Here is a 12710-nt window from a genome sequence, read left to right as displayed (position 1 = left end):
ACATCGTTGAACAGGACCATCGGCGCATCAGGCCGCCGGTCCGGCCGGGGCTCAGGTCCAAGGCTTCTTCATCGTGCCTGTTCGGTCCTGCCGCCTGACGATACAGGCGCCGCAGCCCTCCGCGCCCGTCACCAGACTTTGCAACAGAACCTTCAGCGCTCCTCTCAGCGCCCTTTTTGCGCCAGCATCAGGGCGGACGAGCACACCCATTTCTGCCACAGCTTGAGTCAATGCCTGACGCGAAACGGCACCTGCTGAGTCGGACATGGCCTGAGTTCACTCGGGCAACCCAGCCAGTCTCAGTCCCTCCGCAAACCGCGTGAGATCCTCGGGACGGTGGATCGGCAGCCACTCCCTGAGAGTGGAGACACGCAAGGACGGGTCGAGCGCGCGCAATTGCTGCATCGTCTGCCGCGCGTCCTCCGTCCGCCCGGCGAGCGCGTGACTCGCCGCCGTCAGGGCGATGGCGACCAGGAGGCTGGGCAGGTTCCCCAACGCCTTGTCCGCCCAGGCCACGGCGCAATCGTAGCGCCCGGCGAAGAAATGCGCGAGCGCCGTCCCCGCCTGCATCCGGAACATCTCCGGGTCCAGCGGGCTCAGGCGGGCGGCATGGGCGAAATGCTCGCTCGCGCCTTCCGTTTCACCGCGGAAGGCGCGCAGGTAGCCGCCGAGGAACCAGGCGGGGGCGAAATTGGGGTTGAGCAGCACGGCCCGGTCGATGAGCGCGATGCCGCCATCGAGATCGCCGGCGAAATGACCAAGCGCGTGCCCGGCTCTCGTCAGCGCGACCGCGTCGTCGCGGCCGAACTCCACCGCCAGCCGCGCCAGCCGCACCCCCTCGGCGATCTCGCGGGGGCGGTCGGTCATCCAACCGTTCACCTTGCGCCAGAGATGGCACCAAGCCGCCCCGCCATAGGCCGATGCGAATTCCGGGTCGAGGTCCGTCGCCTTGTGGAACAGGGGCAGCGCCGCGTCGACCGCCTCGCGGGTTCCGCTGTGCAGTTTCGCCATGCCGCGGAGATAGTAATCGTAGGCGTCCAGGCTTTCCGTCGGCTTGCGCTTGGCGCGCTCGATCTCCGCCCGCTCGAGCTGCGGCGCGATCGCACCGACGACGCTCTCGGCGATCCGGTCCTGCAACTCGAAAAGGTCGTCGAGCATGCCTTCGAATCGCTCGGCCCAGAGATGCATCCCGCTCGTCGCGTCGATGAGCTGCCCGGTGATGCGCACCCTGTTCCCGGCCTTGCGGACGCTGCCTTCGAGCACGTAACGGACGCCCAGCTCGCGGCCGATGTCCGTCACATCCACCGCCCGGCCCTTGTAGGCAAAGCTCGAATTGCGCGCGATGACGAACAGCCAGCGGATGCGCGACAGGGCGGCGATGATGTCCTCCACCACGCCGTCGGCGAAGTAGTCCTGGTCCGGGTCGCCGCTCAGGTTCTGGAATGGCAGCACAGTGATCGAGGGCTTGCCCGGCAGGACCGGACCGGACGGCGTCTCCCGGCCTTCGCTGGAGGCACGGCTGGCGATGCCTGATCCGCCGGGCTGCGGTGTCTCCCCGATCGCGCCGACCTCGGCCGCGCCGACGTCTATCGCGCCGACGTCTATCGCGCCGACGAAGCGGAACCCTTTGCGGGGGACCGTGCGGACCAGTCGCTGCTCCTCGCCGCTGTCGCCGATGGCCTTGCGAACCGCGTTGATGTGGCTGGTGATGGTCGATTCCGAGACGATCCGTCCGTTCCACACCGCCTCCAGCAGATCGTCCTTGCTGACGACGCGGTTGTGGTTGCGGACGAGATGCAGCAGCAGGTCGAAGACCTGCGGGCCAACGCCCACGACCTGTCCGCGCAGGGTCAGTTCCCGGCGCTCCTGATCGAGCACACATTCTCCAAAACGGAACGGCAAGGCCTGCACCTCCCTGGACCGAACGCCCTCGCCTCCCTGTCCGGGGAGCCGGGCGAACGACGTGCGCCCTTGATAGCACGGCGGCGCGTTGCCGACTGCACCGTTCGCGTCGAGGCACGCCGCGCCGCATGGCTTCCATGGACGGAAATCCAAGCGTCCTTGGAGGACAATTCAAGCCCGCCGCAAGGACTTCCCCAGCGTGCGCGGGCACTCTCCCTTCCATCGACGGCGCTGGTTTCCGTTGAGGAGCTGAGAGTCCCCATGAAGATCGTCGTCATCGGAGGCACCGGCCTCATCGGATCAAAGCTGGTGCAGCCCCTCCGCGAGCGCGGCCACGATGCGCTCGCAGCCTCGCCAAAGACGGGCGTGAACACCATCACCCGCGAGGGTCTGGCTCCAGCGACGGACGGAACCGCCGCCGTCGGCCACGGTCGGCGGGGAAATCCGCCTGTCGCCGGCGCTGATTCAACCGATCGCCTTCGACGGCGTGGTGGCGCGCTGAGAGTCTTCGAAGACACCCGGCGGCCATGGGCCGGCGAAGCGGGAACCGCAATCCGTTGTTGTCAGGAAAGGCAAAGAACATGGCACGCTTGGCTTGGTACGAGGTTGCGCCCGACGGCGCGAAGGCTCTCTTCGGCGTCCACCATTACGTCACGAAGCGCACCACCCTGCCCGAGGAACTCATCCACCTCGTGTTCCTCAGGGTTTCGCAGATCAACGGCTGCGCTCACTGCATTGATCTCCACAGCCGCGACCTTCGGAAGACCATGTCGATCGACAAGGTCACGCTGGTGCCGGTGTGGGAGGAAGTCCCGCACCTGTTCTCCGACACGGAGCGCGCGGCCCTGGCTTGGGCCGAGGAGGTGACCCGTGTCAGCGAAACCCATGCGTCCGACGCCGCCTATGCGGCGGCATCGGCGGCGTTCGAGCCGAAGGATCTGGTCGATCTTACCATCGCCATCGCTGCGATGAACGCCTTCAACCGGCTGGGTGCCCCCTTCCGTCTCCCGGTGGCCGCCAAGGCTTGAGCCAATTCCCCACATCATCGTTCGCGCCACCCAGTTCTTGGAATTCTTCGCCGCCGTCGCCGCTACCGTCGTCGCCGCCCACATGGGTGGCGACACGGTGCGGTTGCCTGGAGACGGGGAAGCTGCAAACGGTGCTGGCGGAGGCGCCACCGTCCGCCGTGCCGGTTCAGGCGCGGCCCGCCTTCACGCGTCCCGCTATTCATCGACTTCGCCATTGCGCGGATTGCCGCGCTCGGCGCTACCGGTCCGCGCCAAACCGGCCCGGTGTGACTTTTCTCCAGGTCCATCGGAACCCGATGCCCTCACCGAGGTGACCGGACGATCAGCAGCGTGCACCGATGCACCATCGGGGAGACGGCACGGCAGTGGAGCCGACGTTCCCCAAGCGGACAGGATTCCGCCTATAAACATATATTTATATTGCATCTTAAGCGGCAAAAATACATTCATAAGGAATGAATGTTTGATCTGGCGGGAACCTCCTCGCCGCCACAATCCGAATGGGGCCATTGCCCCCGCCAACTCCGGAGCCCATTCACCAATGCCCCTCACTCAGCAGACCGTCGAGATTATCAAGGCCACCGTTCCCACTCTCGCCGAGCATGGAACCGTCATCACGCGGACGATGTATCAAATCCTGTTTCACGACCCCGAGGTCGCCGCGCTGTTCAACCAGTCGCATCAAGGCGAAGAAGGCGCACAAACCAAGGCGCTCGCCAACGCCATCCTCGCCTATGCCCGCAACATAGACAATCTCGGCACCTTGGCGCCCATGGTCGAGCGCATCGCGCAAAAGCACGTCGGGCTGCAGATTCTTCCGGAGCATTATCCTCATGTCGCAGCCGCCCTCCTCGGAGCGATCCGCGAGGTGCTGGGCACCGCCGCGACGGAGGAGGTGCTGAATGCGTGGGGAGAGGCGTATTGGCATCTGGCCCGCATTCTGATGGGACGGGAGGAGCGCATCTACGACGCCCTCGCCAACGAGAGCGGAGGGTGGAGCGGCTGGCGGGACTTCGTCGTCACGCGGCGGGCCAGGGAAAGCGGGACGATCACCTCCTTCCACCTGTCGCCGACCGACGGCGGCCCTGTGATCCGACACCGGCCTGGGCAATACCTGACGTTCCTGCTTCCCCTGCCGGGACGTGCGCCGTTGCGCCGGAACTACAGCATCTCCGCCGGTCCCGACACCCTCGGCTATCGCATCTCCGTGAAGCGGGAGCCTCACGGCGCCGGTTCCAATTGGCTGCACGACCATGCCCAGGAAGGGACCACGTTGAAAGTTTCCCCGCCCGCCGGCGACTTCTTCCTGCCCGAACAGCCGGAACGGCCGGTCGTTCTGCTGAGCGGCGGCGTCGGGCTGACGCCCATGGTGAGCATGCTGGAGGCGATCGCCGCCGCTCCGACCACGGTGGAAGCGCATTACGTCCATGGCACCCTGAACAGTGCCACCCACGCCATGGACGAGCACATCCGCAGGCTGGCCGCGTCGCGGTCCGGCATCAGGGTGTCAACCTTCTACAGCGACCCGCTGCCCGGGGATCAGCCGGGCGTTTCCCATGACACGGCCGGCTTCATCACGGTCGAGTGGTTGCGGGCGAACACGCCGTTCCACGACGCCGACTTCTATCTGTGCGGCCCGAAGCCGTTCCTGAAGGCCTTCGTCGGCGGCCTTGACCGCGCCGGCGTGCCGCGCACTCAGGTGCATTACGAGTTCTTCGGCCCCGCGGAGGATCTTGAGGCCGCTTGAACTGCCTGCCCCGGTTACGAGCCCGGATCCGCCTCCCCCCGTTCAGCCGCGGCATGGGGGAGGGGCGGCTGCGGCAGGCCGAGCAGGGACGCCATGCTGCGGCGATGGCGGACAATGTCGGCCAGCGTATAGTCGTCCAGGACGGCCAGAAACGCCTGCAATGCCTCGTGCAGGGCGGTGCGCAGGTTGCAAGCCGGACTCAGCCGGCAGACGGAGGCGTCCTTCAACGCGCCCATGCAGTCAACGATGGCCATGTCCTCCTCGGTGTAGCGGACGACGTCGCCGATCCGGATCTGCTCGGCCGGACGGCCCAGGCGCAGCCCGCCGTTCCGACCCCTCACGGTTTCGACGTAGCCGCCCCGTCCGAGGTCATGCACGACCTTCATCAGGTGGTTCTTTGAAATGCCGTACACTTGTGCGATGTCGCTGATGGTCGGCAGCCCCTCCTGTCGCACGGCCAGGTACATGAGCACGCGCAGCGCATAATCCGTATAGCTCGACAAGCGCATCGCCAACCAAAACTGCATGGGGAATGCATCAATATAGCCGTGCGGCCCGGAGCTTGCAATCAACCGATCCGATCTGTCCGGAAGGAACCCAGCTCCGTCAGGCGGCCTCAGCGGTCGCAGACACGCGGGGGGTGGCATTGTGTTCCTGATAGACATTTATTTTGCATGAATCTTAAAGCGCGAAACATCATCCCATCCCCAGGTCAAACAGCAGGCTGCTACCGAGGAACCGCCCCCCGTCCCCATCGCCGCCGGGCGCCTGGAACACCTCCGAGGTCGGGACGTGAGGCAGGTCCGTCTGCTGAACCGGACCACGCGGCGGGTCAGCCTGACCGACGCCGGCCATGCCTGTTACGACCGCTGCGTCACCATTCTCGCCGATCTGGAAGCCGCGGACGAACTGGCGGCACGTGCTGTGCGCGGCGCCGGCCTATCCGGAAAAGCACGGCATTCCCCAAAGCCTGGAGGATCTCGCGAACCATAATTGCCTGCGCTACAGCCATTATCCGTTCGGCAATGAGTGGCGCTTCATCGGATCGGAACAGTCGGGCGCGTCGGCACGGGTGTCCGACAATCTGGTGACCAACAGCGCGGAACCCCTGCTGCTGGTCGCTTTGAGCGGCGAGGGGCTGCTGCTGCCCAGCTTTATCGTGCTGGACGATTTGCGCAGCGGAGCCCTGTGCCGGCTGCTGCCGGACCACCGGCCGATGGAGTTCGCCATCAACGCCATCTATCCGCACCGCGATCACCTGTCCACCAAGGTGAGAAGTTCCATCGACCTGTTGGCCGTTGACCTGTTGGCCGTGCATTTCGCCCGGCATCGCGAATGGCTGAACCCCTTCGACCCCACCTCCACACGGCCTGAAGCCGGGCTCGACGGATTGCCCCTGCACCAGGACTGAACAGCCTTAGAAAGCGGCATCATCACGCGGCCGCCAAAAACGCTGACAAAGTCAGTCGGCGTTTTCTGGTTGCGCCGTTGAACGCAGACTGATATTGTCTGCGTTACAAGATGGGCGGCCGGATCACGGTGATCCGCAAGGTCCGAACGCCCACTGCCGCCTTTCGCCATTTCCCGGCTTTTCAATCAGGCAACGGCTTCCCGTCGGACAGGAGAGGGACTCATGAAAATCGTCGTCATCGGTGGAACGGGACTGATCGGTTCCAAGCTTGTCGCCAACCTGAGCGCCAGCGGCCATGAGGTCGTGGCCGCCTCGCCCAGCAAGGGCGTGAACACCGTCACCGGCGAAGGATTGGCCGGGGCGCTGGACGGCGCTGCGGTCGTCGTCGACGTGTCCAATGCCCCGTCCTTCGACGAAAGGGTGGTGACCGACTTCTTCCGGACCTCCGGCGGCAATCTGGCCGCGGCCGAGGCGAAGGCCGGCGTCCGCCACCATGTCGCCCTGTCGATCGTCGGTACCGACCGCGTCGCCGACCTCGGCTATTTCCGTGCCAAGGTGGAACAGGAACGGCTGATCGTGCAGTCCGGCATTCCCTACACCATTGTCCGCGCCACCCAGTTCCTGGAATTCCTCGCCGGCATCGCCGACGGCCATGCCGACGGCGACACGGTGCGGCTGGCGCCGGTGCAGTTCCAGCCGATTGCCGCGGACGATGTGGCCGCCATCCTGGCAGAGACCGCCCTGGCGCGGCCGCTCAACGGCCTTATTGACATTGCCGGCCCGGATCGCGGCCCCTTCTCCGACATCGTCGGCCGCTATCTGACGGCGGTGGGCGACCGCCGCAGCACCGTCAGCGATCCGGCAGCCCGCTATTTCGGCGGCGGCGTCACCGAGTTTTCCCTGGTCCCCACCGGCCCGGCCCGCCTCGGCCAGATCAGCCTGACTGACTGGCTCAATCGGTCCAAGGCCAGCGCCTGATCGACCTGCCGCCACAGGGCGTCGTTGACCGGCGTCCAATCAAAGCCATCGATTGCCGAAGGAGCAGAACCATGAAACGCTTTCTCGCCCCCCTGCTGGTCGCGACCCTGCCGTTCGCCACGGCTCTCGCCGATACGCCCCAGTCGAAAAATGCCAAGGTGACTTTGGTCTACGAACACGCGCTGCCCGACGTGCCCGGCAAGAGCATCAAGGGCGTGCTGGTCGAATATGGTCCGGGCGGCTATTCACCTGCCCATACCCATGCGAAGTCAGCGCTCATCTACGCCACCGTGTTGGAAGGGGCGATCCGCAGCAAGATCAATGACGGCCCGGCCAAAACCTATCGAGTGGGCGAGAACTTCACCGAACGGCCGGGCGACCATCATGGGGTCAGCGCCAACGCCAGCGACACCAAGCCGGCGAAACTCCTTGCGGTCTTCGTTGTGGACACCGCCGATACGGAACTGACCACGCCGGACAAGAAGTGACCGAGGCGTTGCGGAACAGGGACGGCTTGCGCTTTGAAACGCGGATTATTAATGTCCCCGTTCCCATGTTTTCTATCGGAACCGGCCATGGCACATCTCACTGTCAGCGTTGAGTACGGCATTCACTGCCTTCTCTGGCTGGTCTCATCGGGTAACCAGCCACTGAGCAGCCGTGACCTGGCCGAACTGCAGGGCATTTCACCGTCTTTTCTGGCGAAGATTTTCCCGAAGCTTGAAAAGGCCGGACTCGTCATGGCCAGCGAAGGCGTGCGCGGCGGCTATCGGCTCGCCAAAGCGCCGGAAAACATCACCTTTCTGGACATTGTCGATGCGATCGAGGGCGACAAGCCGCTTTTCGATTGCCAGGAAATCCGCGGTCGCTGTGCAGTGTTCAGCCAGCGACCGCCCTCCTGGGCGACATCCGGTGTCTGTGCGGTTCATGCGGTGATGATTCGCGCAGAAAAGGCGATGCGGGCCGTGCTGGCCCAAGAGACGCTTGCCAACGTCGCCAACACATTCGGCCGGAAGGCCCCGGCAGAGTTCTCCGACGAAATCGCTCACTGGATTCAGGACCGGTTCAGCGCCCGGACCTCAGCACGCACATCGCGATCCAGATGAAACGCCCTTCGATCCGGATGCGGAAGGCAGCGCATCAGGCATCAAACCTGGGTCCGCCGAAGAGACCGGCCCCCCGACCCATATACATTCCTATGGAATGAATATTTTTCAGTTTGCTATTGATCATTGCCCTGCGATGCAGCCCGCTTAATGCCCGCTCCAGCATCTGATATGCGTCCTATGAGGCGCCAGACACCGGGGATCCACGTCGAAAGCGGGCTGGTGCGACAATCTGCCCATTCATAAAGATGTATTTTTTGAGCATATTTATGCCATGGCATCGCACGATTGGCGCCACCGGCGACGCGCTCGATCCACCGGACATCCACTCACGCTGAAGACGCCGTCGGCCATCGTCGATCGGGCGTGCCAGCGCACCGGAGCCAAGGAGCTCACATCATGAAGACTCTCATCCTCACCACGCATCACACGCCGCGCGACATCAGTGACCGCATCGCCCTGGGCTTCACCAAGGCGCTGCGCCTGCTTGCCGACACCTTCTTCGCCAAGCGCTACGGCCATCGCGCCATCGTATTGGAAACGGTTGCGGCGGTTCCGGGTATGGTCGGCGCGACGTTGCAGCATCTGCGCTGCCTGCGCCGCATGCAGCACGACCAGGGCTGGATTCATACCCTGCTCGACGAGGCGGAGAACGAACGCATGCACCTGATGACCTTCATCGAGGTGGCGAAGCCGAACTGGCTGGAACGCGTCCTGATCCTGCTGACCCAGGGCGCCTTCTACAACGCCTTCTTCCTTCTCTACCTGATTTCGCCGAAGACGGCCCACCGCGTGGTTGGCTACTTCGAAGAGGAAGCGGTCGTCAGCTACTCCGGCTATCTCGCCGAGATCGACGCCGGCCGGCACGCGAACCCGCCGGCCCCGCGCCTCGCCATCGATTACTGGAAGCTTCCGGAAACCGCGACCTTGCGCGATGTCGTGCTCGCCGTCCGCAACGACGAGGCCAACCATCGCGACGTGAACCATGGCTTTGCCGACACGCTGGCGGGCCAGCCGTCCGCCGGCGCGGACCGCCGCGGCGAGCCGCGCAAGGCCGCTTGACCGTGAAGGAGCCATTCATCATGAACGCCGCACCCCATCGCACGCACCGGGACATCGTCATCGCCGAACGCGTCGCCGCGACCGGTATCGACGAAGCGATGATCCGGACGCTCGTCCATGCCTTCTACGGAAAGGTTCGAGCCGACGCGACGCTGGGGCCGGTGTTCGACCGGATCATCACCGACTGGCAGCCACATCTGCGCACCATGGAGGATTTCTGGTCGTCGGTCACCCTGCTTTCGGGCCGCTACCACGGCCGTCCGATGCCTTTGCATGCCAAGCTCGACATCGGGCCGGCACAGTTCGACCGCTGGCTGTCGCTGTTCTCCGAAACCGCCGCCGAGGTCTGCCCGCCCGCCGCCGCCACTTTTTTCACCGACCGCGCGCGCAACATCGCGCGCAGCCTGCTCACCGGGCTTGAGACCCTGAAAAGTTCCTCGGTTTCCCTGGCGTTCTGAATAGCGTCTCGCTCCATCTCCACGGGTGCCGGCCTTTCCGGCCCCCACCGCCGGCGCCCCGCCCCGCCAGTTCCCGCTGCGTCGGGACGCCGTCACCGTTCAAAACTCAGAAGAGAAAAAGAGGTCAGGTGGCCGCCCAGGTCACCAGCCGCCTTCTGCCCGGCAGCTTCGGCGCTCCCGGCAGCATCGCGGACGCGGCGCTGTTCCTTGCCTCGGACCATGTTGGCGACCGGACCGACCGGCAGAAGCCGTGACACTGTCGCCGCCCTGGGGGGAGGTCGGATCGACATGGACCACCTTGGTGACGATGCGCGCGACGCTCGTGAAATAGCAAGCGCGTGTGTCCGCTCGAGTTACGGTACCCCAACGCGGCATCGTCACGTGAATTTGAGCGATGCGCGCAGGATGGGCAGCGGGATGCCGCGCTGCTCCTCGACCGCCTTATGGACGGCGCCCCAATCCACCCGTGACGCCGCACGACCCGCAGCGCGGGTGACGGCCTCCTCGAGCTTCGGAAACTCGGGCGGCTCGAAGCGCCCGGTTTCCTCTAGGGAATTGGCCTGCTGCGTCGTCAGGTGCACCTCGATGTACAGGGTGTCGCCGAGCCAGCCGAGTTTCACCGGCTCGTCCACGACGCGAACCGGGGTGCCGACGGGCACCGCTTGGTAAAGGCGCTCGATGTCGGGGTTGTACAGGCGGAAGCAGCCATGGCTCACCCGCCGCCCGACACCATAGGGTTTGTTGGTCCCGTGGACGACGATGCCCGGCCAGTCCAGGTACAAGGCTTTGGGTCCCAACGGGTTGTCCGGCCCCGGCGGGACAAAGGACGGCAGTTCCGGATCCTCCTCCCGCATGCGTGCGGTGGGCATCCAGGGCGGGTCGACACGCTTGGCCCGGACAGAGGTGGAGCCGGTCCGCAGGTTGGCGGCCTCGGCACCGATTCCCACCGGGAAACTGGCCGCCGGCTTCCCCCGTGCGAAGTGATACAGGCGCTGCTCCGCAAGATTGATCACGATGCCATTGCGCCCTCCGGATGGAAGGATATGCGCCGTCGGCAGCACCACGAGTGTTCGGTCGCCCGGCAGCCACGGGTCGATGGCTGGATTTGCCATGATGATCTCCGTGTAGCCGAGATCATTGTCGATGGCGATGTCGGCCAGCGTGTCGTCCGCTGACGCAAAGAAAAGACCGAATGGCAATGTTCCAATGATGTCGGCCGCCGTCACCGGCACCGGAGCAAAGGCCAGGGCCGCCAGGGCAGTGACGAAACCTCCAATCGAACGCAACAGGATGGCAGCGACCACGGTCACCTACAGCCTCTGTCCGCCTATGAACGGATTTTCCGCTGGGTGCGGCTGAACATGCGTTCCGCCTTTTCGTTCGCCGCTCTGGCATCCGCCGCCGCGGCGCGCGCCTGTTCGGCCGACTGCTGGGCGGCGCTGGCGGCCCGCGCCGCCTCCGCCTTGGCGTCATTGGCGGTGGCCTGCGTCTGGATCAGAAGGCTGCGGTCTTCCGCGCTCAACCCTGAGCACCCAGCCGCGAGCAGGGTGCCCAGCACGACGACGGATACGTTGCGCAAGGACATCGCCATATCAATCTCCTGTCTTGGAGCCGAGAAACAGGGCGACGGGCCGGAGCGCGGGATCTCCGCTACAGGAGAGCCGTCCCGCCCAGTCACCCGCTCGCCCGGCATATCGAGCGTCGAGCATGGGCGAAGGCGGCGTCGATGCATTAACCCAGGTAAAGGTGGCGCATCGTAAAGACGCGGAGGTCGGGCGAAGCGTCCCTGTGGGCGCCGCCTTTTGCGGGTTAACTCCACCAACGAGCGCTGATCTTGACGCACGTTAATGTTGTAAAGGCCGAACGAGTTTGGTTCTCCCGCACTTTGCGTGGATCAGGCTGCGAGAAGGACGCGACGGCGTAGCAGATCGAAGTTGGCGCGTCCGTACATCTGGCGCTTGATCAGCTTCAACTTGTTGACCTGTCCCTCCGCCTGCCCGCTGCTCCAGGGCATGATGAGCGCCGCTTTGACGGCTGCCTCGTCCTGCCTCACGCCGAGGGCGAAGGTTTCGATGGCTGGGATGCCACAGGACAGGGCCTACTGTCATGACATGGCAGTCCGGGATCACAAAAAGCTCTTGCATGCTCCATTGCATGGGATCTCCCGGCGACGGCGGCTCCAGCGTCATCAGCCTGATCCACGCAAAGTGCGGGAGAACCATCGGTCCGGGGGAAGCTCACCCGGCAGTTCCCTGAGTTGAGCGAGACCGGAAGTTGCTGGACGCCCTCGGTCGTTTACCAGGACTTACATTGGAAGGCGGCATTCATTCTCCGTAGCTCTCGGTTTGCAGCCGATGCAAGCCGCAAGAATGGCACGCGAGTCTCACAGAACCTGCCTGCGTGCCACTACGGCTCCGACGACGGGTGCGGTGATCTCGAAATGATCGGCTTGGGTCACATCCAGGATCTGGCGTGGCCTATAGGTGACGGCGTTGACACCGCCGCTGTGGCGCAGGCTGTCGTAAGCAATGCCCGCTACCTGCCCTGCCCTTCGCACTGACTCACCGAACGCTTGGGAGGCGCGGTAGTCGCCCGTCGCATACAGTTCGGGCCGCGCGGCGCGCAGGCCGCGGATGTCTAAAAAGTCGCCGGAGAGACGGGCAGTATAAAGGCGGTAGGTCAACCGCATCTCCGAACGCCGACGATAAACAGCCTCGCGGCGGAGGTGATGGGCGACTTCGGCGATGGCCGTCTTGAGAGCCAACGCTCCGTACCACGCGCCGAGTTCACCACTGTTGAAGCGTCCCCCTGAGGGGGCAGCGTGCAGGAAAGCCGCCATCACCACGGAGGCGTTCTTAGTGCCATAGACCCACTGGTCCCGAGGCAACCGCGCAACGCGCTCCTCGACCAGACGGTCGTTTGTCCAGCCCTCCAACTCCATGACCGCCTCCAGATCGTCCGGCTGCGTCACGCTGTCGAAGGCCGAAATCGGCGGATACTGAGAGGGGATGAGGCGGT

14 protein-coding genes and 1 pseudogene are annotated in these 12710 nt (G+C 64.8%); 9 read left to right on the top strand and 6 right to left on the bottom strand.

The genetic code is table 11. The features are described from left to right. Nucleotides 1–276 precede the first annotated feature (276 nt). A complete protein-coding gene (locus tag FHW79_RS12420) occupies nt 277–1878 on the bottom strand; it encodes a winged helix-turn-helix domain-containing protein (RefSeq protein ID WP_348984130.1) in 1602 nt (533 codons plus the stop codon). Between the two features lie 605 nt (nt 1879–2483). Here FHW79_RS12420 and FHW79_RS12410 point away from each other — a divergent pair. Next, complete coding sequence (locus FHW79_RS12410; RefSeq protein WP_183179218.1) at nt 2484–2930, top strand: carboxymuconolactone decarboxylase family protein; 447 nt, start codon at nt 2484–2486, stop codon at nt 2928–2930. Nucleotides 2931–3471: 541 nt separating this feature from the next. Continuing rightward, complete coding sequence (gene hmpA / locus FHW79_RS12405) at nt 3472–4677, top strand: NO-inducible flavohemoprotein (protein ID WP_183179491.1); 1206 nt, start codon at nt 3472–3474, stop codon at nt 4675–4677. Nucleotides 4678–4691: 14 nt separating this feature from the next. Here hmpA and FHW79_RS12400 read toward each other — a convergent pair whose 3' ends face one another. Next, entirely contained in the window at nt 4692–5186 is a 495-nt protein-coding gene (locus FHW79_RS12400; protein ID WP_183179490.1) for an Rrf2 family transcriptional regulator, read from the bottom strand. Between the two features lie 344 nt (nt 5187–5530). Between FHW79_RS12400 and FHW79_RS12395 the strand changes: the two genes are divergently transcribed. The 7 genes from FHW79_RS12395 (at nt 5531) to FHW79_RS33245 (ending at nt 9946) form a co-directional block, all read left to right on the top strand. Then, complete coding sequence (locus tag FHW79_RS12395) at nt 5531–6088, top strand: substrate binding domain-containing protein (RefSeq protein WP_183179217.1); 558 nt, start codon at nt 5531–5533, stop codon at nt 6086–6088. 222 nt (nt 6089–6310) lie between these two features. Continuing rightward, a complete protein-coding gene (locus tag FHW79_RS12390; RefSeq protein ID WP_183179216.1) occupies nt 6311–7066 on the top strand; it encodes an SDR family oxidoreductase in 756 nt (251 codons plus the stop codon). Nucleotides 7067–7137: 71 nt separating this feature from the next. Then, nucleotides 7138–7554 (top strand): cupin domain-containing protein, encoded by a 417-nt coding sequence (locus tag FHW79_RS12385; RefSeq protein ID WP_183179215.1) that lies wholly within the window; start codon nt 7138–7140, stop codon nt 7552–7554. Between the two features lie 87 nt (nt 7555–7641). Continuing rightward, nucleotides 7642–8172: an Rrf2 family transcriptional regulator gene (locus tag FHW79_RS12380; RefSeq protein WP_183179214.1), complete on the top strand. Its 531-nt coding sequence runs from the start codon at nt 7642–7644 to the stop codon at nt 8170–8172. A gap of 399 nt (nt 8173–8571) precedes the next feature. Further along, the gene (locus FHW79_RS12375; protein WP_183179213.1) at nt 8572–9234 is read left to right on the top strand and encodes an alternative oxidase; all 663 of its coding nucleotides are present in this window, start codon (nt 8572–8574) and stop codon (nt 9232–9234) included. Nucleotides 9235–9254: 20 nt separating this feature from the next. Then, a complete protein-coding gene (locus FHW79_RS12370; protein ID WP_183179212.1) occupies nt 9255–9692 on the top strand; it encodes a group III truncated hemoglobin in 438 nt (145 codons plus the stop codon). A 128-nt stretch (nt 9693–9820) separates the two neighbouring features. Beyond that, nucleotides 9821–9946 carry a hypothetical protein gene (locus tag FHW79_RS33245; RefSeq protein ID WP_282183993.1) on the top strand — a complete coding sequence of 42 codons (126 nt, stop codon included), beginning with the start codon at nt 9821–9823 and terminating at the stop codon, nt 9944–9946. A 123-nt stretch (nt 9947–10069) separates the two neighbouring features. Here the strand turns inward: FHW79_RS33245 and FHW79_RS12365 are convergent, their stop codons facing one another. From FHW79_RS12365 to FHW79_RS12350, 4 genes and pseudogenes are all read right to left on the bottom strand, one after another. After that, nucleotides 10070–11002 (bottom strand): L,D-transpeptidase family protein, encoded by a 933-nt coding sequence (locus tag FHW79_RS12365; protein ID WP_183179211.1) that lies wholly within the window; start codon nt 11000–11002, stop codon nt 10070–10072. A gap of 17 nt (nt 11003–11019) precedes the next feature. Continuing rightward, nucleotides 11020–11283 (bottom strand): alanine-zipper protein, encoded by a 264-nt coding sequence (locus tag FHW79_RS12360; protein ID WP_183179210.1) that lies wholly within the window; start codon nt 11281–11283, stop codon nt 11020–11022. Nucleotides 11284–11586: 303 nt separating this feature from the next. Then, a pseudogene (locus FHW79_RS12355) lies at nt 11587–11775 on the bottom strand (transposase); the annotation flags it as partial. A 300-nt stretch (nt 11776–12075) separates the two neighbouring features. Then, nucleotides 12076–12710 (bottom strand): RES family NAD+ phosphorylase (locus FHW79_RS12350; RefSeq protein ID WP_183179209.1); only part of this gene is annotated, 635 nt, incomplete at its 5' end.

The organism is Azospirillum sp. OGB3, assembly GCF_014192915.1.
Taxonomy (GTDB): domain Bacteria; phylum Pseudomonadota; class Alphaproteobacteria; order Azospirillales; family Azospirillaceae; genus Azospirillum.
This window is presented reverse-complemented; position numbering and strand designations above follow the sequence as displayed.

Bases quoted from the DNA above. Each gene is read 5' to 3' on its own strand.
- FHW79_RS12410 (WP_183179218.1), top strand. From the start codon at position 2,484: ATGGCACGCTTGGCTTGGTACGAGGTTGCGCCCGACGGCGCGAAGGCT.
- hmpA (WP_183179491.1), top strand. From the start codon at position 3,472: ATGCCCCTCACTCAGCAGACCGTCGAGATTATCAAGGCCACCGTTCCC.
- FHW79_RS12400 (WP_183179490.1), bottom strand. From the start codon at position 5,186: ATGCGCTTGTCGAGCTATACGGATTATGCGCTGCGCGTGCTCATGTAC.
- FHW79_RS12395 (WP_183179217.1), top strand. From the start codon at position 5,531: ATGCCTGTTACGACCGCTGCGTCACCATTCTCGCCGATCTGGAAGCCG.
- FHW79_RS12390 (WP_183179216.1), top strand. From the start codon at position 6,311: ATGAAAATCGTCGTCATCGGTGGAACGGGACTGATCGGTTCCAAGCTT.
- FHW79_RS12385 (WP_183179215.1), top strand. From the start codon at position 7,138: ATGAAACGCTTTCTCGCCCCCCTGCTGGTCGCGACCCTGCCGTTCGCC.
- FHW79_RS12380 (WP_183179214.1), top strand. From the start codon at position 7,642: ATGGCACATCTCACTGTCAGCGTTGAGTACGGCATTCACTGCCTTCTC.
- FHW79_RS12375 (WP_183179213.1), top strand. From the start codon at position 8,572: ATGAAGACTCTCATCCTCACCACGCATCACACGCCGCGCGACATCAGT.
- FHW79_RS12370 (WP_183179212.1), top strand. From the start codon at position 9,255: ATGAACGCCGCACCCCATCGCACGCACCGGGACATCGTCATCGCCGAA.
- FHW79_RS12360 (WP_183179210.1), bottom strand. From the start codon at position 11,283: ATGGCGATGTCCTTGCGCAACGTATCCGTCGTCGTGCTGGGCACCCTG.